This is a genomic window from Allobosea sp. TWI1241 (assembly GCF_039673065.1).
GTDB lineage: Bacteria > Pseudomonadota > Alphaproteobacteria > Rhizobiales > Beijerinckiaceae > Allobosea.
In genome coordinates this window covers 203886-225054 of sequence record NZ_JBDJKW010000005.1, presented here as the reverse complement: position 1 = coordinate 225054, position 21169 = coordinate 203886, and the positions used below count along the sequence as shown (strand labels likewise).

17 protein-coding genes and 1 tRNA gene are annotated in these 21169 nt (G+C 68.8%); 8 read left to right on the top strand and 10 right to left on the bottom strand.

The window, feature by feature from the left end; genetic code table 11:
• The first annotated feature begins 2 nt into the window (after positions 1–2).
• Positions 3–443, top strand: a complete 441-nt coding sequence (locus tag ABE438_RS09235) for a CoxG family protein (protein WP_346502303.1) — start codon at positions 3–5, stop codon at positions 441–443.
• Between the two features lie 442 nt (positions 444–885).
• Here ABE438_RS09235 and ABE438_RS09230 read toward each other — a convergent pair.
• Positions 886–960 (bottom strand) — tRNA-Val (locus ABE438_RS09230).
• Between the two features lie 137 nt (positions 961–1097).
• Positions 1098–1457 carry a cell cycle two-component system response regulator CpdR gene (cpdR, locus tag ABE438_RS09225; protein ID WP_038363805.1) on the bottom strand — a complete coding sequence of 120 codons (360 nt, stop codon included), beginning with the start codon at positions 1455–1457 and terminating at the stop codon, positions 1098–1100.
• Between the two features lie 286 nt (positions 1458–1743).
• Here cpdR and ABE438_RS09220 point away from each other — a divergent pair, with 286 nt between their 5' ends.
• On the top strand, positions 1744–2664 hold the full coding sequence (locus tag ABE438_RS09220) for an N-formylglutamate amidohydrolase (RefSeq protein WP_346502302.1): 921 nt from the start codon (positions 1744–1746) through the stop codon (positions 2662–2664).
• A 325-nt stretch (positions 2665–2989) separates the two neighbouring features.
• Entirely contained in the window at positions 2990–3775 is a 786-nt protein-coding gene (hisN, locus tag ABE438_RS09215; RefSeq protein ID WP_346502301.1) for a histidinol-phosphatase, read from the top strand.
• On the opposite strand, the gene ABE438_RS09210 is transcribed toward hisN, so the two are convergent.
• Complete coding sequence (locus tag ABE438_RS09210; protein ID WP_346502300.1) at positions 3677–4735, bottom strand: alpha/beta hydrolase; 1059 nt, start codon at positions 4733–4735, stop codon at positions 3677–3679. The genes hisN and ABE438_RS09210 overlap by 99 nt on opposite strands.
• Positions 4736–4910: 175 nt before the next feature.
• Between ABE438_RS09210 and ABE438_RS09205 the strand changes: the two genes are divergently transcribed.
• Positions 4911–5387, top strand: coding sequence for an Hsp20 family protein (locus tag ABE438_RS09205; RefSeq protein WP_346502299.1), 477 nt, complete (start codon positions 4911–4913; stop codon positions 5385–5387).
• A 125-nt stretch (positions 5388–5512) separates the two neighbouring features.
• Here the strand turns inward: ABE438_RS09205 and ABE438_RS09200 are convergent, their stop codons facing one another.
• The gene (locus tag ABE438_RS09200) at positions 5513–6388 is read right to left on the bottom strand and encodes a hypothetical protein (protein WP_346502298.1); all 876 of its coding nucleotides are present in this window, start codon (positions 6386–6388) and stop codon (positions 5513–5515) included.
• Between the two features lie 642 nt (positions 6389–7030).
• Here ABE438_RS09200 and gltB point away from each other — a divergent pair.
• Together gltB and ABE438_RS09190 are read left to right on the top strand one after the other, a co-directional pair.
• Positions 7031–11758, top strand: a complete 4728-nt coding sequence (gene gltB, locus ABE438_RS09195; protein ID WP_465248588.1) for a glutamate synthase large subunit — start codon at positions 7031–7033, stop codon at positions 11756–11758.
• A gap of 4 nt (positions 11759–11762) precedes the next feature.
• Positions 11763–13187: a glutamate synthase subunit beta gene (locus tag ABE438_RS09190; protein ID WP_346502296.1), complete on the top strand. Its 1425-nt coding sequence runs from the start codon at positions 11763–11765 to the stop codon at positions 13185–13187.
• Between the two features lie 248 nt (positions 13188–13435).
• Here ABE438_RS09190 and mutT read toward each other — a convergent pair whose 3' ends face one another.
• From mutT to ABE438_RS09170, 4 genes are all read right to left on the bottom strand, one after another.
• Positions 13436–13840: an 8-oxo-dGTP diphosphatase MutT gene (gene mutT, locus ABE438_RS09185; RefSeq protein ID WP_346502295.1), complete on the bottom strand. Its 405-nt coding sequence runs from the start codon at positions 13838–13840 to the stop codon at positions 13436–13438.
• Positions 13841–13853: 13 nt separating this feature from the next.
• Positions 13854–14378 (bottom strand): carboxypeptidase-like regulatory domain-containing protein, encoded by a 525-nt coding sequence (locus tag ABE438_RS09180; RefSeq protein ID WP_346502294.1) that lies wholly within the window; start codon positions 14376–14378, stop codon positions 13854–13856.
• An 88-nt stretch (positions 14379–14466) separates the two neighbouring features.
• Positions 14467–15717 (bottom strand): bifunctional glutamate N-acetyltransferase/amino-acid acetyltransferase ArgJ, encoded by a 1251-nt coding sequence (gene argJ / locus ABE438_RS09175; RefSeq protein ID WP_346502293.1) that lies wholly within the window; start codon positions 15715–15717, stop codon positions 14467–14469.
• A 97-nt stretch (positions 15718–15814) separates the two neighbouring features.
• Positions 15815–16678: a peptidylprolyl isomerase gene (locus ABE438_RS09170; protein ID WP_346502292.1), complete on the bottom strand. Its 864-nt coding sequence runs from the start codon at positions 16676–16678 to the stop codon at positions 15815–15817.
• A 378-nt stretch (positions 16679–17056) separates the two neighbouring features.
• Between ABE438_RS09170 and secA the strand changes: the two genes are divergently transcribed.
• Positions 17057–19897 carry a preprotein translocase subunit SecA gene (gene secA / locus ABE438_RS09165; protein WP_346502291.1) on the top strand — a complete coding sequence of 947 codons (2841 nt, stop codon included), beginning with the start codon at positions 17057–17059 and terminating at the stop codon, positions 19895–19897.
• A 72-nt stretch (positions 19898–19969) separates the two neighbouring features.
• A complete protein-coding gene (locus ABE438_RS09160; RefSeq protein ID WP_346502290.1) occupies positions 19970–20221 on the top strand; it encodes a hypothetical protein in 252 nt (83 codons plus the stop codon).
• Positions 20222–20258: 37 nt separating this feature from the next.
• On the opposite strand, the gene ABE438_RS09155 is transcribed toward ABE438_RS09160, so the two are convergent.
• Together ABE438_RS09155 and ABE438_RS09150 are read right to left on the bottom strand one after the other, a co-directional pair.
• On the bottom strand, positions 20259–20786 hold the full coding sequence (locus tag ABE438_RS09155) for an acyloxyacyl hydrolase (RefSeq protein WP_346502289.1): 528 nt from the start codon (positions 20784–20786) through the stop codon (positions 20259–20261).
• Positions 20787–20959: 173 nt separating this feature from the next.
• Complete coding sequence (locus ABE438_RS09150; RefSeq protein ID WP_346502288.1) at positions 20960–21148, bottom strand: twin transmembrane helix small protein; 189 nt, start codon at positions 21146–21148, stop codon at positions 20960–20962.
• Positions 21149–21169 lie beyond the last annotated feature (21 nt).

Sequence of the window (21169 nt, the reverse complement as noted above, 5' to 3'; positions counted from 1 at the left end):
AGATGGACATCAGCGGCGAACACCGCATCGCGGCCCCGCGCGACCGCGTCTGGGCGGCGCTCTTCGACGTCGAGACGCTGAAGGCCTGCATCCCCGGCTGCAAGGAGCTGGAGCAGACCTCGGACACCGGCTTCGCCGCCAAGGTGCAGCTCAAGGTCGGCCCAGTCTCGGCGACCTTCTCCGGCACCGTCGAACTGCAGGACATCGATGCGCCCAACGGCTGCCGCATCGTCGGCCAGGGCAATGGCGGCATCGCCGGCTTCGCCAAGGGCGGCTCTCTGGTCATCCTGGAGGCCGATGGCGACGAGACCATCCTGCGCTACGACGCCAAGGCCGAGATCGGCGGCAAGCTCGCGGCCCTCGGCAGCCGGCTGGTGCAGGCGACCTCGCGCAAGCTCGCCGACCAGTTTTTCACCGCCTTCACCGCCCGCCTGGCAGGATAGCGTCGAGGCGAGGGGAGAGGCCCGCGCCGCCGCGCCCGCGCAAGGGGGCGGCGTCTGATCGCTCTGCGAGCGCGGCCGGGCTCACATGCCTCGCGCCGCGGCCTCCGCACGCCAAGGCTTCCTTTGTACGTGCCCACACCCGCCCGGCCGTCCGTCGCATCGCGATAGCCGCAGGCGGCCCCGACTGCGGACCCGGCGTTCTCCCTGATGTCCTGATCGGTGACGCCGTTGGCGACCGCCTGCGCCGGCAGGCCTCCGCTCAAGCCGGCCGCCTCAACTTAAGTCGGCATCGGAGCCTAGGTCCGGCCCCAAAGATGAGCCTCGAACAGGATCGCCGCGCGCCGCAGCCATCAGGGGTGCATCGCGCCGGCCCTGGCGAGTCCCAAAGCAAAAAGGCCACCCGCGAGGGTGGCCTTAAGTCTCTGACTGACCAGAGAGAAAATGGTGGGCGCGACAGGGATTGAACCTGTGACCCCTACGATGTCAACGTAGTGCTCTCCCGCTGAGCTACGCGCCCGATCGCCTGTTCGGCGTCGGCAACGAGGCTTGCCCGAAGGCCGCTTCGTTGCGGGTGAGGGGGCTATAGCGAGTCGCGCGGCGCCTTGCAAGGCGCTTCGTCGGCTCGACGACGCCCGATGTGGAAATCTCTTCGCCTCAGGCAGCGAGCAGCTTTTCGACCTCGTTCACCAGCTCGCGCAGATGGAAGGGCTTGGACAGCACCTTGGCGTCCTTGGGCGTCTGCGAATCCGGGTTGAGCGCCACGGCGGCGAAGCCGGTGATGAACATCACCTTGATGTCGGGATCGAGCTCGGTGGCGCGGCGCGCCAGCTCGATGCCGTCCATCTCCGGCATGACGATGTCGGTCAGGAGCAGCTCGAACGGCTCCTCGCGCAGGCGGTTATAGGCCGACAGGCCGTTGTCGAAGGAGGCGACGTCGTAGCCGGCGTTCTGCAGCGCCTTGACCAGGAAGCGGCGCATGTCGTTGTCGTCTTCGGCGAGGAGAATCTTCGTCATGGCGCCTGCTTCGTCCGTGGTTCCGCGCTCGGCCGCGTCCGGCGCGATCCTTCCGGATGTCGCCCGATCCGCCCGCCGTATCCCTGTTCCGGCCGGCCATGTCCGCCGCGCCGGGCCCCGCCGGTCGCGAGAGCGTCCACGGCTCCGTGGGGCCGGTCTACGCCGATCGCGATCATGCCTTTGTATTTGCGCCGCTTACGGTAAACAAGCGATGAACGCCTGTGGACGGCGGAGCCGCGCGCAAGCGCTTCATCCGGGCCGCGCTTTGTGCTTGAGTCGCGCCAGCATGACGCCAGCCCCCGCAGACGCCCCGCCGCATCCCGACACTGTCGTCGCCGAGATCGAGCGGCCGTTCACCCTGTTCCAGCCGCCGCTGCAGATCGTGCCGGTGGTGGTCGACGTGCCGCATGCCGGCCGGCGCTATCCGGCCGCCTTCGTCGACGGAGCGCGCCTGCCGCTGCGCCTGCTGCGCCGCTCCGAGGACGCCTATGTCGACCTGCTGTTCAGCGGCACGGTGGCGCTCGGCGCGCCGCTGCTGGTCGCCGAGTTCCCCCGCGCCTATCTCGACCTCAACCGCGAACCCTACGAGCTCGATCCGCGGATGTTCGAGGGGCGGCTTCCCGGCCATGCCAATACGCGCTCGCTGCGGGTCGCCGGCGGCCTCGGCACCATCCCGCGCATCGTCGGCGACGCCTGCGAGATCTATCCCGGCCGGATCCCGGTCGAGGTGGCGCTGGCGCGGATCGAGGAGCTCTACCGGCCCTATCACGCGGGCCTGCGTCATCTGGTCAGCCGCACGCAGGGCTGCTTCGGCACCTGCGTGCTGGTCGATGCGCACTCCATGCCCTCGACCGGGCTCGATCGCGACGGGCTGGCCAAGCCGGACATCATCCTGGGCGATCGCTTCGGCTCCAGCGCCGCCGGTTTTGTCGTCGATGCGGCGGAGGCTGCCTTCCGGCGGGCGGGGCTGAGCGTCACCCGCAACCGCCCCTATGCCGGCGGCTTCATCACCGAGCATTACGGCGTGCCGGCGGCCGGCGTGCACGCGCTGCAGATCGAGATCAACCGCGGCCTCTACATGAACGAGCAGACGCTGGAGCCCAATGGCGGCTTCGCCCCGCTGCGGGCGGTGATCACAGCGGCGATGGCGGAGTGCTTCGCGCGCTGGAGCGGCTGGATCGACGAATGGCGCCAGGCGGCCGAATAGGGGGGGCGGGCCGTTTCGCGGCTCGCGCCGGGCGCCAGACAAGAAAAAGGGCCGCTCACTGGCGTGGCGGCCCAAGTCTAGGGAGGAAACGCCCAAGGAGGGCAACGAAGGCTTGATGTCATCTCCCCTTCGCAGTGCACAATAAAACGATGCACCGCAAAAACGCAAGCCCCCGCGGGGCGCTTTCGCAGGGGGTATGCATCAGGTGCATGGGTAGAGCGGTTTGGGGCGTTCGTTGCGCTTGTCAGGCCGGTGACTGCCCATCAAGAAGGCAGATGCGCGGCCGGCTCGCTCTCGCGGGCGCGGCGCCGACCAAGGAGCTTGCATGACCGCGGTGGATTTCTCGGGCTTCGTCGATCGTCTCGCGACCCTGTCGGGACAGGCGATCCTGCCGTTCTTTCGCGCCAAGCACGTGGCGGAGGACAAGTCTGGCGGTGCCGCCTTCGATCCGGTTACCGAAGGCGACCGGGCCGGCGAGAGCGTGATGCGCAACCTGATCGCCCAGACCTTCCCGGCCCATGGCATCTTCGGCGAGGAGTTCGGCACCGAGCGGCCGGACGCCGAGTATGTCTGGGTTCTCGATCCGATCGACGGCACGCGCGCCTTCATCTCGGGGCTGCCGGTCTGGGGCACGCTGATCGGCCTCACCCGCGCCGGCGTGCCGGTCTACGGCATGATGAACCAGCCATTCACCGGCGAGCGCTTCTCAGGCGACGGCCGCAGGGCGCGCTATGAGGGGCCGGGCGGACCGCGCGAGCTGCGCACACGCGCGGTGACCAGCCTCGCCGAGGCGACGCTGATGACGACCAGTCCCCATCTCTTCGCCGAGGAGCTGAAGCCGGCCTATCAGCGTGTCGAGCAGGCGGTCCGCATGGCCCGCTATGGCTGCGACTGCTACGCCTACTGCATGCTCGCGGCCGGCCATGTCGATCTCGTCGTCGAGAGCGGGCTGAAGCCCTACGACATCGTCGCGTTGATCCCGATCATCGAGGGCGCCGGCGGCGTCGTCACCTCATGGGACGGCGGCAGCGCCGCCGGAGGCGGCACCATCCTCGCCGCCGCCAATGAAAGCCTCCACCGCGCCGCCCTGGCTCTCCTCGCCGGCGGCTGACAGGCCGGCGAGCGGGTCCTCGCCCGGAACGAAGGCGTCGAACGCCGCCCAGAACTGGGCGCGGATCGTGTCGTCTTCCATCAGGATCTCGTGCCGCGCCGTCGGCAGGACGAGCGCCGGGCCGGTCTTCAGCCGCGCGGCGAAGCGCTCGATCGCCGGGGTCGAGACCACTGGGTCTTGGCCGGCGGCGATGATCAGCGTCGGGATGCGGATGTCGAGCGGGGCGCGCGGCGTCGCCAGCCGGTCCATCAGCTGAAAGGCGACGCGGACCCAGGCGATGCTCGGATCGCCGATGGCGAGTTCGCGTGCCGCGGCCGCCAGCGCGGCGTTGCGGGCGTAGCGCACCGGATCGCCGGTCAGGCGGTTGCCCTCGAAGGGCTTGGTGCCGATCGCGGTGTCGCTGCCGCCGGGAATGAAGGCGCCGCCGAAGCCGAACAGGTTGAGGAAGCGCGACAGGATGCGCGCCTGGCCGGGATGGTCGATCATCGCGATGCCGAGCATAGGCGCGAGCGCGACCAGCCGCTCCACCGGCAAGGCGTCGCGTCGCGCGGCGTCGAGGCACAGCGCCGCCCCCATCGAATGGGCGAGGGCGAAATGCGGTGCGGGCAGCCGCTCCTGCAGCTGCGAGACCGCGAGCGCCAGGTCCTGCTCGTATTGCGCCAGGCTGTCGATATGCCCGCGCCGCGGCCGCTTGCCGAGGCGCTGCGAGCCGCCCTGGCCGCGCCAGTCGAAGGCGAGCACGTGGAAGCCGCGCCGGCGGAGTTCCACGATGGTCTCGCTGTAGCGCTCGATGAACTCGGCCCGGCCCTGGGCGATCAGCACCGAGCCGCGCACCGGCCGCGTCGTCGGGTGCCAGGAGGCCAGGCGCAGGCTGGCGCCGTCGCCGGTCACGGCCGACCAGACCTTGCCGTGGCCCGGCACGGGATAGTCCGGATGGTGGAAGAAGGCGGCGTCTGTCATCGCGTCATTTGCCCGTGGCGGCTCGTGATCATCTGCTGCCGGAAAGGTCTTGAAAAGCCGATAAGGGTTCCCAGATCATGTCTGCGCAGGCCGGAACGGCTGCGCATCACCAAGACCGGGTCCGCGCTCGAGGCGAGGCGGGCCGCCCATTGTCGCTTCCTCTGGAGGACACAAAATGCGTCATTTCGATCTTTCCCCGCTCTACCGCTCGACCGTCGGCTTCGACCGTCTGTTCTCGCTCCTCGACCAGGCCGCGGGTGTCGAGAATGCGCCGAGCTATCCGCCCTACAACATCGAGCGCACGGCCGAGAACGCCTATCGCATCACCATCGCCGTCGCCGGCTTCTCCGATGCCGATCTCTCGATCGAGAGCAAGGAGAACGCGCTGACCGTGCGGGGCGAGAAGCAGGCGTCGGAAGAGGACGGGCAGCGCGAGGTCCTGCATCAGGGCATCGCCGCACGTGCCTTCGAGCGCCGCTTCCAGCTGGCGGACTATGTGCAGGTGACCGGCGCCAGCCTCGAGAATGGGCTGCTCCATATCGACCTGGTCCGCGAGATCCCCGAGGCCAAGAAGCCGCGCCTGATTCCGATCGGTGCCGGCGCTGCCAGCAAGGTGATCGAGGCCAAGGCCGAGGGTCGCAAGGCCGCCTGAGCGACGCTTCGCGGAGGATCGGCCGGCGCCACGCGCCGGCCGGCAGTCCCTGACGATGACAGCCTTCCCGGCACCGGCCGGGAAGGCTTTTTCGTTGGTTGCTGTCGCCCGCCCGTGCCGTCCGCTCAGTTGTCGGTCGTGCCCGGCGCGCGGGCGTCCTTGTCGCCGGCGATGCGCGGCGGCGGCAGCGTCAGGTCGGGCAGCGGGATCGCCGCCTCGCCGCGGGCCTGCGGCGGCGGCCTGTGGAGCCCCTCGGGCGTCCGCACATCCTGCGGATTGATGAAGCGGGGCTTGTCGGGCGAGGGGGCGCCGACCGCCGGGCGCTCGACCGGGGTCTTCGCGTCCGGCATGCCAGCGCCCGGCAGCGCGGCAGCGGGAGCGTTGACGGTCGGAGTCTCGGCAGCCGGGGTCTTTGCCGCCGGCGTCCTGGCGGCGGGCTCCGGTGGCTGCGGCGTCGCGGGCGGGGCCGGGCGCGCAGGCGCCTCCTGCGCCGGGGCCCGTGCCTCGCCGGCCGGGCGCGGTACCCCGAGATCGGCAGGGCGGGCCGGCGGCGGCGGCGCGAGCTTGAAGCGCTTCGGACGCGTCTCCTCGCGCGGGTCGAGCCTGGCGGTGCGGGAGGGCGGCGCCGGCCGCAGCACGATGCGATCGACCACGCCGCCGTCGATCCTGTCGACCACCAGCCGCACGCGGCTGCCGTCGCGGGCAACGCCATCGATCACCAGCACCGGCCCGCGCCGGACCGTACGCTCGATCCGGGCCAGCCCGTAGCTCGCGGCCGGGGCGACGGCACGCGGCCGGTAGGCGCGGGGCGGCGGCGGGGCCGCCTCCTCGTAGCGATAGCCATAGGCATAAGGTGGCGGCGGCTCGTCCCAGTAAGGGCCGTAGCCATAGGGCTGGGCCGTGGCGGCGGTGGTGAGCGCCGCCAGCGCGGTGGCGGCCAGCGCCGGAAGCGCGATGCGGCGCAGCGTGCCGCCGACGGGGCGGGAAGCGAAGCGTGCCATGAACGGATCCTCGCGGGACGGTCTGTCCGGCAGGTTTTCGGTAAGGAATGCGGCATGCTCGCGGCGGAATTTCCGCCAGCTGCCGCGTTTGCGGGCATGATCATGGCCGGGAGAGGGCCGGCGGGCCGCCGATGGGCGCCGTCGCGGCGAACCGCCCGAGGATAACTTCCGGGCTCCTTCTGCGACGATGTCGTTGCTAAAATGTCCGCTTCATTCGCTAAAACGCAACAAGATTTCTTTTGGGGCTCGATTCGACGCTTGTGCGAAGATTGGAATTCTGGCAATGTCGGGTCATTAGGACAGTGATGCTGTCCCATTTCACAGGGCGAGGCGGCGACGCCGGCACCTCGCCAAGCCGATGGAGCGGAGCATGATGGAAGGCATGGCCAATATCGCCGAAGCCGTCCGCGCGCGCGCCGCCCGTAAAGCGACGACGACCTGACAGGCGCGACCGGGCTTCGACGCCCTCGCGCCTGAGGAGGGTGCGAGCGCGGGACGATCAAGGCGCCAGCGACCCTCCGAGCGAACCGAGACGAGACCGGGCAGGTCGCGCCGCAAGCGCATGCCGAGCCGGTCTCGGTGGGGACCATATGACATTTTGACGGGCGTATCGGTGCGAGCCGGAACCCCTGGGCAGCGGAGTTGACGATGCACGAACGCAGCGGAAAGACCCTTGCGGCGCCGGCGCAGGCCGGCCATGAGCGCGACGGTTTCCCGATAGTGGTGCGCGACCCGGCCATGCCGGAGCGGCAGGGGCTCTACGATCCGTCCTACGAGAAGGATTCCTGCGGCGTCGGCTTCGTGGCCGACATGAAGAACCGCAAGAGCCACGCCATCGTCGAGCAGGGCCTGCAGATCCTGCGCAATATCGACCATCGCGGCGCGGTCGGGGCCGATCCGAAGCTCGGCGACGGCTGCGGCATCCTCACCCAGATCCCGCACGGCTTCTTCGCGGCGCAGTGCGCCGAGCTCGGCATCACGCTGCCCGAGCCCGGCCATTACGCCATCGGCCAGTTCTTCATGCCGCAGGACGAGGCGGACCGCGCGATCTGCGAGGACCTCGTCGTCCAGACGATCGCGGAGGAGGGGCTCGTCCTGCTCGGCTGGCGCGACGTGCCTGTCGACAACACCGATCTCGGCGAGGCTGTGAAGCAGACCGAGCCGCGCCATCGCCAGGTCTTCGTCGGCCGCCCGGCCGAGATCGCCAGCGAGGACGAGTTCGAGCGCAAGGTCTATGTCCTGCGCAAGTCCGTCTCCAACAAGGTCTATCGCCACAAGGACCGCGCGACCGCGACCTATTATCCGGTCTCGTTCTCCTGCCGCACGATCGTCTACAAGGGCATGGTGCTGGTCACCCAGCTCGGCGAGTACTTCAAGGACCTGACCGATCCGCGCTTCGAGAGCGCGCTCGCGCTTGTCCACCAGCGCTTCGCCACCAACACCTTCCCGTCCTGGCGCCTCGCCCATCCCTACCGGATGGTGGCGCATAACGGCGAGATCAACACGCTGCGCGGCAACGTCAACTGGATGGCGGCCCGGCAGGCGAGCGTCGATTCCGAGCTCTTCGGCGCCGACATCTCCAAGCTCTGGCCGATCTCCTATGAGGGCCAGTCCGACACCGCCTGCTTCGACAACGCCCTCGAATTCCTGGTTCAGGGCGGCTATTCGCTCGCCCACGCCATGATGATGCTGGTGCCCGAGGCCTGGGCCGGCAACCCGCTCATGGACGAGAGCCGGCGCTCCTTCTACGAGTACCACGCCGCGCTGATGGAGCCGTGGGACGGCCCGGCCGCGATCGCCTTCACCGACGGCCGCCAGATCGGCGCGACGCTCGACCGAAACGGCCTGCGCCCGGCGCGCTATCTCGTCACCGATGACGGGCTCGTCGTGCTCGCCTCCGAATTCGGCGTGCTGCCGATCCCGGAGGAGAAGATCGTCGAGAAGTGGCGCCTGCAGCCCGGCAAGATGCTGCTGATCGACCTCGACGAGGGCCGCATCATCGGCGACGACGAGATCAAGCAGTCGCTCTGCCAGGCCAACCCCTACAAGGACTGGCTGAAGCGCACCCAGATCGTGCTCGAGGAGCTGCCGCCGGTCGAGGCGCGCGCCCAGCGCACAGACGTGCCGCTGCTCGATCGCCAGCAGGCCTTCGGCTACACCCAGGAGGACACGACCCTCCTGATGGTGCCGATGGCGATCACCGGCCAGGAAGCGGTCGGCTCCATGGGCACCGACACGCCGATCTCGGCGCTCTCGTCGAAGTCCAAGCTGCTCTATACCTATTTCAAGCAGAACTTCGCCCAGGTCACCAACCCGGCGATCGACCCGATCCGCGAGGAGCTCGTGATGAGCCTCCTCTCCTTCATCGGGCCGCGGCCGAACATCCTCGATCTCGAGGGCACCTCGCGCCGCAAGCGCCTCGAGGTGCGCCAGCCGATCCTGACCAATGACGATCTCGAGAAGATCCGCTGCATCGGCCATGTCGAGGACCGCTTCGACACCAAGACGCTCGACGTCACCTATCCGGCGCGCGAGGGCGCGGCCGGCATGGAAGGCGCGATCGAGCGGCTGTGCGAGCGCGCCGAGGCCGCGGTCCATGGCGGCTACAACATCATCATCCTGTCCGACCGTCTGGTCGGGCCCGACCGCATCCCGATCCCGGCGCTGCTGGCGACCGCGGCGGTGCACCACCACCTGATCCGCAAGGGCCTGCGCACCTCGGTCGGCCTCGTGGTGGAATCGGGCGAGCCGCGCGAGATTCATCACTTCGCGCTGCTGGCCGGTTTCGGCGCCGAGGCGATCAACCCCTATCTCGCCTTCGAGACCATGGAGGCGCTGTTCGAGGCCGGCGAGTTCCCGCCGGAGGTCGACCGTTACGAGGTGGTGAAGCGCTTCATCAAGTCGATCGGCAAGGGCCTGCTCAAGGTCATGTCCAAGATGGGCATCTCGACCTACCAGTCCTATTGCGGCGCGCAGATCTTCGACGCGGTCGGCCTGCGCAGCGACTTCATCGAGAAGTACTTCACCGGCACGATCTCGGCGATCGAGGGCGTCGGCCTGGCCGAGGTCGCGGAGGAGACGGTGCGCCGTCACCGCGATGCCTTCGGCAACTCGCCGGTCTATCGCGAGGCGCTCGATGTCGGCGGGGAGTACGCCTTCCGCTTCCGCGGCGAGGCGCATGCCTGGACGCCGGACAGCGTCGCGCTGCTGCAGCATGCGGTGCGCGGCAATGCCCGCGACAAGTTCACCGCCTATTCCGAGCTGCTGAACGACCAGAGCCAGCGCCTCTATACGATCCGCGGCCTGTTCGACATTCTCGACGCCGACGCGCTCGGCCGCGCGCCGGTGCCGCTGGAGGAGGTCGAGAGCGCAGCCTCGATCGTCAAGCGCTTCTCGACCGGCGCGATGTCCTTCGGCTCGATCAGCCACGAGGCGCATTCGACCCTGGCGATCGCGATGAACTCGATCGGCGGCAAGTCGAACACGGGCGAGGGCGGCGAGGAGCCGGAGCGCTTCAAGCCGCTGCCGGACGGGCGCTCGATGCGGTCCGCGATCAAGCAGGTCGCGTCCGGCCGCTTCGGTGTCACCACCGAGTATCTCGTCAACTCGGCGATGATGCAGATCAAGGTCTCGCAGGGCGCCAAGCCCGGCGAGGGCGGCCAGCTGCCCGGCCACAAGGTCGATGCGCGCATCGCAAAGGTCCGCCATTCGACCCCGGGCGTCGGCCTGATCTCGCCGCCGCCGCATCACGACATCTACTCGATCGAGGATCTGGCCCAGCTGATCTTCGACCTGAAGAACGTCAACCCGGCGGCCGACGTCTCGGTCAAGCTGGTCTCGGAGCTCGGCGTCGGCACGGTCGCCGCCGGCGTCGCCAAGGCCCGCGCCGACCATATCACCATCGCCGGCTTCGAGGGCGGTACCGGTGCCTCGCCGCTGACCTCGATCAAGCATGCCGGCTCGCCCTGGGAGATCGGCCTGGCCGAGACCCACCAGATCCTGGTGATGAACAAGCTGCGCGGCCGCATCGCGCTGCAGGTCGATGGTGGCTTGCGCACCGGCCGCGACGTGGTGATCGGCGCGCTGCTCGGGGCCGACGAATTCGGCTTCGCCACCGCGCCGCTGATCGCAGCCGGCTGCATCATGATGCGCAAGTGCCATCTCAACACCTGCCCGGTCGGCATCGCCACCCAGGACCCGGTGCTGCGCAAGCGCTTCAAGGGGGCGCCCGAGCACGTCGTCAATTTCTTCTTCTTCCTCGCCGAGGACGTGCGCGAGATCATGGCCTCCATGGGCGTGCGCAGCTTCGACGAGCTGGTCGGCCGCTCCGACTGGCTCGACAAGAAGAAGGCGATTGACCACTGGAAGGCCAAGGGGCTCGACTTCGGCCGCATCGTCCACAAGCCGGCGCCCGGCCCCGGCGTCGCGATCCGCAATGTCGAGCGCCAGAACCACCCGATCGACGATGTGCTCGACCGCAAGCTGATCGCGGGGGCGACCGATGCGCTCGAGACCGGCGCGCAGGTGGTGCTCGAAAGCACGATCCGCAATGTCGACCGCTCGACCGGCGCGATGCTCTCCGGCGAGATCGCCAAGCGCTACGGCGCGGCGGGCCTGCCCGAGGACACCATCACGGTGAAGCTCACCGGCACCGCCGGCCAGAGCTTCGGCGCCTGGGTCGCCGGCGGCCTGACGCTCGATCTCACCGGCCAGGCCAACGACTATGTCGGCAAGGGCCTCTCCGGCGGCAAGCTGATCATCCGCCCCGACGCGAAGGCCAGGGCACTCGCCGAGAACGCGATCATCGTCGGCAACACGGTGCTCTACGGGGCCATCGCCGGCGAGTGCTACTTCCGCGGCGTCGCGGGCGAGCGTTTCGCGGTGCGCAATTCCGGCGCGATCGCGGTGGTCGAGGGCACGGGCGACCATGGCTGCGAGTACATGACCGGCGGCGTCGTCGTCGTGCTCGGCCAGACCGGGCGCAACTTCGCGGCCGGCATGTCGGGCGGCATCGCCTATGTGCTGGACGAGGACAAGAGCTTCGCCCGGCGCTGCAACCTGTCCATGGTCGATCTCGAGCCGGTGCCGGAGGAGGAGGAGCTGACCCAGCGCCTCTACCACCATGGCGGCGACATGGAGACCAAGGGCCGCATCGACGTGCTCGCCAACATGTCGGGCTACGATGCGGAACGCCTGCATCAGCTGATCGCGAACCATCTGCGCTACACCGGCTCGGCCCGGGCGCAGGCGATCCTCGACAATTGGGCGGACTACCTGCCCAAATTCGTGAAGGTCATGCCGGTCGAGTACCGGCGCGCGCTACAGGAGATCGAGCGGGCCCAGGCCGGCGTCTCGGTCGCGGCGGAGTGAGACGATGGGCAAGGTAACCGGCTTCCTCGAAATCGACCGGCGCGACCGGAAGTATCTTCCGGCCTCGGACCGGATCCGCAACTACAAGGAGTTCGTGATCCCGCTCGGCCGTGAGGCCACGCGGGACCAGGCGGCGCGCTGCATGAACTGCGGCATTCCGTACTGTCACAACGGCTGTCCGGTGAACAACCAGATCCCGGACTGGAACGACCTCGTCTACAACGACAAGTGGCGCGAGGCGCTCGCCAACCTGCACTCGACCAACAACTTCCCGGAGTTCACCGGTCGGGTCTGCCCCGCGCCCTGCGAGGCGTCCTGCACGCTGAACCTCGAGGACACGCCCGTCACCATCAAGACGATAGAATGCGCGATCGTCGACAAGGGCTGGCAGGAGGGCTGGATCAGCCCCGAGCCGGCCGCGCACAAGACCGGCAAGCGCATCGCCATCATCGGCGGTGGCCCCGCCGGCCTGGCGGCCGCGCAGCAGCTCGCCCGCGCCGGGCATGAGGTGCATGTCTACGAGCGCCAGAGTCATGCCGGCGGCCTGCTCCGCTACGGCATCCCGGACTTCAAGCTCGACAAGTCGCTGGTGCAGCGCCGCGTCGAGCAGATGCAGGCCGAGGGTGTCACCTTCCACTACGGCGTCAATGTCGGCGTCGACCTCGACGCTTCGGAGCTGCTCGCGGACTACGATGCCGTCGGCCTGACCGGCGGCTCCGAGAAGCCGCGCGACCTCGCCATCCCCGGTCGCGAGCTCGACGGCGTGCACTTCGCCATGGACTTCCTGCGTCAGCAGAACCGTCGCAATGGCGGCGAGGCCGCGACGCTGGGCAACGCCCAGCCGATCCTCGCCGGCGGCAAGCATGTCGTGGTGATCGGCGGCGGCGACACCGGTTCCGACTGCATCGGCACCTCGGTGCGCCAGGGCGCGCTTTCGGTGACGCAGCTCGAGATCATGCCGCAGCCGCCGGAGAAGGAGAACAAGCTGCTGACCTGGCCGAACTGGCCGCTGAAGCTGCGCACCTCCTCCAGCCACGAGGAAGGCGCCGAGCGCGACTTCGCCGTGACGACGGTGCGTTTCGAAGGCGCAAAGGGCAAGGTGACCAAGCTGATCTGCGCCCGCGTCGACGCGCGCATGCAGCCGATCCCGGGCAGCGAGTTCGAGCTGCGCGCCGATCTCGTCACCCTCGCCATGGGCTTCGTCTCGCCGGTGCATGAAGGGCTTCTCGCCTCGCTCGGCGTCAAGCTCGACGGGCGCGGCAATGTCGAGGCCAACCAGCTCGCCTACAAGACCTCGGTCGAGAAGGTGTTCGCGGCGGGTGACATGCGCCGCGGCCAGTCGCTGGTGGTCTGGGCCATCCGCGAGGGTCGTCAGATGGCGCATGCCATCGACAAGCACCTGATGGGCGAGACCGTCCTGCCGCGCTGAGCATTTTCGAGCGAATTGGACGCCGGTTCGCGTGAAGAAAATGCGATAAAATAGAAATTTAGATCAGTTCCGGCGAACCTGATTTCGCCGGAACTGCTCTAAGCGGCAGGAGCCAGCTACTCCGATCGCGACGTGATGCTCGCCCTGGTGGCGAGCATCCGCGTGTTGAACGCTACGGACGCCGGGTGAAGACGTGGCTGGTCGGGATCGAGCCCGGCCAGCACGGGCGTTCGCCCGGCGCCGGTCGCTCAGGCGCCCAGAAGGTCGATCAGCGGCGGGATCAGCGGCTCGTCGGCCGGCGGCATGGCGAGATCGCGCAGGCGGGCCGGGCGGACCCATTTATGCGCCTGCCCCTCCTGGGGGGCGACGATGCCCTCCCAGCGCCGGCAGATATAGAGCGGCATCAGCAGGTGGAAGTCGGGATAGGCGTGGCTGGCGAAGGTCAGCGGCGCCAGGCAGGCCTCCTTCACCGTGATGCCGATCTCCTCGGCGAGCTCGCGGATCAGCGCCGCCTCGGGGCGTTCGCCGGCCTCCAGCTTGCCGCCGGGAAACTCCCACATGCCCGCCAGCGCCTTGCCCTCCGGGCGCTGGGTGACGAGGACGCGGTTGTCGGTATCGACCAGCGCGCAGGCGACGACGAGCAGCAGTTTCACGAGGCGGTCTCGGCTATTTCCCGGAGAGGATGACCTCGACCGGCTTTGTCTCGCGGCCGGTCAGGGTGACCTCGTCATAGACCGAGCCGCCGTCGCGGAACAGGGTGTTGCGCTCGTTCCAGACCACCTGCGTGGTGACGAAATAGCGCCCGGGCGCGACATCCTCGAAGCGGAAGCGGCCGTTCGCCGTCGTCTTGGTGCTGCGGGTGTACTCGACATAGCGCGGATCCGGCTTGTCCTCGGGATAGCCGTCGGCCGGGATGAAGCGGCCACCGCGATAGAGCCGGTTGAAGCGCTCGCTGGCATAGGCGGTCGCCGGCACCAGCCGCACCACCTCGCCGGCGGCGTTGACGACCTGCCCGCGCGGGCGGGTGCGGAAGGCGTGCCCGGTGATGACGCCGCTGCCGCTCTTGCGGATGAAGGCCGCTTCCTCGGGCGAGAAGGGCGGGGTGCCGGGCGGGGCCGGCGGTGCGCTGGCGAGGCAGCCGCCGAGCACGAGGGTGACGGCCGACAGGCTGATCCAAGCGTGAGCTGACATGATGTGGCCCCCCGACCGCGCCTCGTCATGGGCGCTTTCGGGGGATCATGGCGCTGCCTGCGCCCGCCCGCAACCGGGCGACTATCGCTCAGGAGCGATAGTCGCCGTTGATCTCGACATAGGCCTTGGTGAGGTCGCAAGTCCAGATCGTCGCCTTGCCGCGGCCGATGCCGAGATCGGCGGTGACGACGATGTGCTCGCCCTTCATGTAGTCGGAGACGGCCTGCTCGTCATAGCCGGCGGCGCGCGCGCCGGCCTCGGCGACCTTGATCGCGCCGAAGGAGATGTCGAGCCGGTCGCGCTCGGCCGGCTCGCCGGCCTTGCCGACCGCCATGACGATGCGGCCCCAATTGGCGTCCTCGCCGGCGATGGCGGTCTTGACCAGTGGCGAATTGGCGATCGACAGCGCGACGGCGCGGGCCGAGCGGGCCGACTTGGCGCCGGCGACGCGGACCTCGACGAACTTGCGGGCGCCTTCGCCGTCCTTGCAGACGAGATGGGCGAGCTCGAGCAGCAGCGCGTTCAGCGCCCGCTTGAAGCCCGACAGGCGCGGATCGGCCGGATCGGTGATCGCCGGCACGCCGCGCGCCGCCGCCTTGCCGGTCGAGAACAGCATCAGCGTGTCGGAGGTCGAGGTGTCGCTGTCGACCGTGATCGCGTTGAACGAGCCCTTCACGCCCTTCGAGAGCAGGGCCTGCAGCACGGGGGCGGCGATCGGCGCGTCGGTGAAGACGAAGGAGAGCATCGTCGCCATGTCGGGGGCGATCATGCCGGCGCCCTTGGCGATGCCGGCGATGACGACCTCGTGCCCGTCGATCTTCGCCTTGCGCGAGAGTGCCTTGGGGAAGGTGTCGGTGGTCATGATCGCCTTGGCGGCGTCGAGCCAGCGGCCGTCGGCGACGCGCGCGGCGCAGTCCTTCAGCACGCCCTGGAACTTGCTCGCGTCGAGCGGTTCGCCGATCACGCCGGTGGAGGCGATGAACACCTCCTCGGGCCGGCAGCCGGCCGCCTCGGCGGCGATTGTCGCGGTCAGCGCGACCGAGTCGCGGCCTTTGCCGCCGGTGAAGGCGTTGGCGTTGCCGGAGTTGACGACGACGGCGCGCGCCTTGCCCTGCGCCAGGTTGGCGCGGCACCAGTCGACCGGGGCCGAGGGGCATTTCGAACGGGTGAAGACGCCGGCCGCCTGGCTGCCCTCGTCGAGCAGGACGAGCAGCACGTCGGTGCGGCCCTTGTAGCGGATGCCCGCCTCGGCGGTGGCGAAGCGCACGCCCGGCACGGCCGGGACCTTGGGCTGGCGCTTGGGCGCGAGCGGGGAAACGGGGACATCCTTGCCGGCCATCGGGCGCACTCCTCGGAGAAGGTGCCCCGATGTGCCGCAGCCGGGCGACGATGACAAGACGGCAGCGCGGGCTTCGCGCCGCCGTCTCGTGCGCCGGTCAGTTCTTCTTGGGCTCGGTCGCCTCGGGCTTGGCCGGGGCGGGGGCCGGCGCCTCGGCCGGCTTGTCGAGACGCTCGACCTTGGCCTTGTCGCGCAGGCCGACGATCAGGTCCTGCTGGGCCTTGCGGATCAGGTACTGGTCGATCTGCGGGCGCACGTCCTCGAAGGAGGGCAGCGGCTTGGTGCGCTTGTCCTCGACCTTGATGACGTGCCAGCCGAACTGGCTCTTCACCGGCTCGGAGACCTGGCCCTTGCCGAGCTTGAAGGCGGCCTCGGCGAATTCCGGCACCATGCGGTCCTTGGTGAACCAGCCGAGATCGCCGCCCTCCTTGCCCGAGCCCGGGTCCTTGGAGAGCTCGGCGGCGATCTTGGCGAAGTCGTCGCCCTTCTTCAGCCGGGCGATGGCGGCCTTGGCCTGCGCCTCCTCGGGCACGAGGATGTGGCGGGCGTGGACCTCCTCTTCCGGCTTCATCGCCTTGGTGGTCTCCTCGAAGAGCTTGCGGGCGGCCTCCTCGGTCGCGGCCTTCTTCGATTCCACGGTGAGGTACTGGTCGAGCAGCAGCTTGTCGCGGGTATAGGCGAGGCGCTTGGCGAATTCCGGCGTGTCGCCGACCTTGGCGGTCTGCGCGGCGCGGGCGCCGAGCTTGAGGTCGGCCACGAAGTTGATCAGCTCCTCGCGCTTGCGGTCCTCGGGCATCTGCGCCATGCGCTCGCCCATGTCCTCCTCGGCGAGCGCGAGATCGCCCTCGGTGATCTCGATGCCGTCGACCTTGGCGACGACCTTGTCCTGCTGCGCGAGGGCCGGGACGCTCGCGGCGAGCACCAGGCCGAAGGACAGCGCGGCGAAACGGGTAAGCTGCATGGGGGATGAGCCTTTCGGTCGAATGGCGCAGGCGATTGGCGTGGCCGTGTGCCCGGCTCACTGCCAGCAGAACGCGGCGTTGGCAAGGCGAAGGCGCGCCCGCCCGTAACGGTCGCGTGAGCGCCCGCGGGCGAGGCGCCATCCGCTGCGTCGTGGTGCCGCCGCCGCTCTCTCCTGCTCTTCGCCGCTCTTGGCAGCGCCCGGCGCGCTCCCCACATGCGCAGGCGATCCACAGAAGGACCGCATGCCGCGGCCCAAGCCGTGCTGGACCGCGCGCCCACGCGCGTCTAAACACGCGCGTGATTTGCAGAATTGTTCGCTTGCGACCGAGCCGGTCCCGACCGGTGCGGCGGATGCAAGCCGATGGAAAGGCCAGACATGCTTGGCGCGCTCGCAAAGAAACTCTTCGGCTCGTCCAATGATCGGCGGGTCAAGGGCTACGGTCCCCGCGTCGCGGCGATCAACGCGCTCGAAGCCGAGATGAAGGCGCTCACCGACGAGCAGCTCCAGGCCCGCACCGTCGCGTTCCGCGAGCAGATCGCCAACGGAACCAAGCTCGACGATCTGCTGGTCCCGGCCTTCGCCACGGTGCGCGAGGCGGCCAGGCGCGTGCTCGGCCAGCGCCCCTACGACGTGCAGCTGATCGGCGGCATGGTGCTTCACGAGGGCGCCATCGCCGAGATGAAAACCGGCGAGGGCAAGACCCTGGTCGCGACGCTGCCGACCTATCTCAACGCGCTGGAAGGCAAGGGCGTCCACGTCGTCACGGTCAACGACTACCTCGCCAAGCGCGACGCGGAATGGATGAGCCGCGTCTACAACTTCCTCGGCCTCAGCGTCGGCATCATCGTGCACGGGCTCGACGACGAGGAGCGCCAGCGGGCCTATGCCTGCGACATCACCTACGGCACGAACAACGAGTTCGGCTTCGACTATCTGCGCGACAACATGAAGTACGACGTCGCGCAGATGAGCCAGCGCGGCCACCATTTCGCGATCGTCGACGAGGTCGACTCGATCCTGATCGACGAGGCGCGCACCCCGCTGATCATCTCCGGCCCGCTCGACGACAAGTCCGAGCTCTACGTGATGATCGACAAGGTGATCCCCGGCCTGGTCCAGGGCGATTTCGACGTCGACGAGAAGCAGCGCACCGTCGCGCTGACCGAGGCCGGCAACGAGCACATCGAGGAACTGCTGCGCCAGGCGGACCTGCTGAAGGAGGGCGATCTCTACGACGCCGCCAACGTCACGCTCGTCCACCACGTCAACCAGGCGCTGCGCGCGCATGCGCTGTTCACCCGCGACAAGGACTACATCGTCCGCGGCGACGAGGTGGTGATCATCGACGAGTTCACCGGCCGCATGATGCCGGGCCGACGCTATTCGGAAGGCCTGCACCAGGCGCTCGAGGCCAAGGAGGGCGTCACCGTCCAGCCCGAGAACGCCACGCTGGCCTCGATCACCTTCCAGAACTATTTCCGCCTCTACACCAAGCTCGGCGGCATGACCGGCACGGCCTCGACCGAGGCCGACGAGTTCGAGCAGATCTACAAGCTGCAGGTCGTCGAGATTCCGACCAATGTCCCCGTCGCGCGTATCGACGACGACGACGAGGTCTACCGGAGCTTCGAGGAGAAGGTGAAGTCGATCATCAAGGAGCTGGAGCGCGCGAGCGAGCGCCTGCAGCCCGTGCTGGTCGGTACGGCCTCGATCGAGAAGTCCGAGCTGATCGCCGAGATGCTGGTCAAGGCCGGCTTCACCATGATCGACTTCAGCCAGCCCAACGCGCTGGAGGGGCTCTACGCCGCCGCCCGCGCCGGCAAGAGCAGCAAGCAGTTCGCCGTGCTGAATGCCCGCTTCCACGAGCAGGAGGCGTTCATCGTCGCCGAGGCCGGCGTGCCCGGCGCGATCACCATCGCCACCAATATGGCCGGCCGCGGCACCGACATCAAGCTGGGCGGCAATGTCGACATGCGCGTCTCGATCGAGACCGCCGGCATGGAGGACGGCCCGGAGAAGCAGGCGCGGATCAAGGCGATCGAGGAAGAGGTCGCGCGCTTCAAGGACATCGTCCTCAATGCCTCCGAGACTATCGAGATCGAGCCGGCCAAGGGTTCGCGCCCGGCCAAGACGATCACCCGTCCGGGCGGCCTCTACATCATCGGCACCGAGCGCCATGAGAGCCGGCGCATCGACAACCAGCTGCGCGGCCGCGGCGGCCGCCAGGGCGATCCGGGCCGCTCCAAGTTCTTCCTGTCGCTGCAGGACGACCTGATGCGCATCTTCGGCTCCGACCGCATGGACGGGATGCTGCAGAAGCTCGGTCTCCAGGAGGGCGAGGCGATCGTCCATCCCTGGATCAACAAGGCGGTCGAGAAGGCGCAGGGCAAGGTCGAGGCCCGCAACTTCGACATGCGCAAGAACATCCTGAAATACGACGACGTGATGAACGATCAGCGCAAGGTCGTCTTCGAGCAACGCCGCGACTTCATGCGCGCCGCCAGCGTGCGCGAGACCATCGACGACATGCGCCACGGCGTGGTCGAGGACGTCATCGCCCGACGCATCCCGGAAGAGGCCTATCCCGAGCAGTGGGACGTCCAGGGCCTGCGCGAGGACGTCGCCAACTTCTTCAACCTCGACCTGCCGGTCGAGGATTGGGCCAAGGAAGAGGGCATCGCCGATACCGAGCTGCGCGATCGCATCCGCAAGATCGCCGACGAGGACTACACCGCCCGCATCGCCCGCAACACCGACGAGGTCATGACCTATGTCGAGAAGCAGGTGCTGCTGCAGACGCTCGATCATCTCTGGCGCGAGCATCTGGTCACGCTCGACCATCTGCGCCAGGTCATCGGCTGGCGCGGCTATGCCCAGCGCGATCCGCTGAACGAGTACAAGCAGGAGGCGTTCGAGCTGTTCGACAGCCTGATCGGCCGCCTGCGCGAGCAGGTCACCGGCAACCTGATGCGCATCGAGGTCCGCTTCGACGCCCCGGAAGACGAGAACGGCCTGATGCAGGCGGGCGGGGAACTCCCGCCGCCGCCTCCGGGTTTCCTCGGCGGTCCCTCGCCCTTCGCGGCGGTAGACGGCGATCTGGCGGTGGCGCAGCGCGACCCCACCGATCCCGAGAGCTGGGGCCGTGTCGGCCGCAACGAGCCGTGCCCCTGCGGCTCGGGCAAGAAGTACAAGCACTGCCACGGCCAGTTCGTCTGAGCCGTCGGCGGGGCTGACGGGCAATCGGGCCCGGCGCGTCCGCGGGCCGGGCCGCAGCGACGGAGACGATCGATGCGTGCGAGATGGTTGGTGCCCTTGATCCTCGCAGCCGCACTCGGCGGTTGCGTCACCCCGGCCGAGCAACGCGCCGCCGATGAGCAGCGCTGCCGCTCCTACGGTTTCCGCCCCGGCAGCGAAGGTCTGGCGACCTGCCTGATGGAGGTTGATCTCGACCGCTCGGCCTCGCGCCGCGCACGGCTCGAATCCTCGGCCTTCTACGGTCCCGGCCCCGGTTGGGGCTTTGGTCCCTATCGCTACTGGTGAACTATCGTCAGCGGGGCTTCGGCCCCGGCGTGGCCGATCAGAAGCTGTAGCCGAGGCGCGCGCCGATATTGGCCGGGCCGCGGGGCGAGCCGGCCGCGACGCTGCTGGAACAGCCGGCGGCGCTGAAATGCTCCAGCGTGGCGATCAGGCTCCAGCGATCGTTGATGCGATAGCCGAGCGAGGCAGCGCCGCGCGCGCCCATGTCGCAGCCGAGATTGAGCCGGTCGGTCGGCACGACGCCGCGGGTCTTGCCGTTGTTAACCGCGGCTCCCAGTGCCGCCTCCACGAATACCTTATCCGAAAGATCGAAGGTCCAGCTCGCGCCGGCATAGGCGAAGGCCGTGCCGTTGAGGTTGAGGCTGGAGCCGATGTGGAAGCGCGGCACGAAGGCATTCGCGATGCGGTCGTTCAGCGTGGCGATGCGCGGGGTCAGGAGCTCGCCGCCGAAGTTCAGGAGCCCGCCCTCGCGCCCGCCCGGATTGGCCGCGCCGAGCCCGAGCCGCGCCTCCCAGGCGCCCTCGGCCGTCTGGCCGGAAGGCGGCGCATAGCCCAGCGCCGAAGGCACCCCGCTCCCCGTCTGGGCCGATGCCGCGCCGGCACAGGCTAGAGCGATGAGGAGAGGCGTGAGGCGACAAAGCATGGGATGCGGCGAGGCTTCTGATCTCTGGGCTGGGCGTTAGTGAAACGCAGAGAGAGATGGCCGGATTGTGACGGGGGCGGCCATCGCCCGGGTTATGCTCAGCCGGCTCGCCACCACAGCACGCCGAGGATCACCAGGATGGCGATGAACTGCAGCACGACGCGCAGGCGCATCAGCTTCTGCGAGCGATCGGCACTGCCGCCGCGCAGCATGTTGACGAGCCCGAGCAGCAGGACGACGGCGACGGCGCCGACGGCGATCGGAACGAGAGTGGACGAGACGGTCATCGCTGCTGGTGTAGTCCTGCG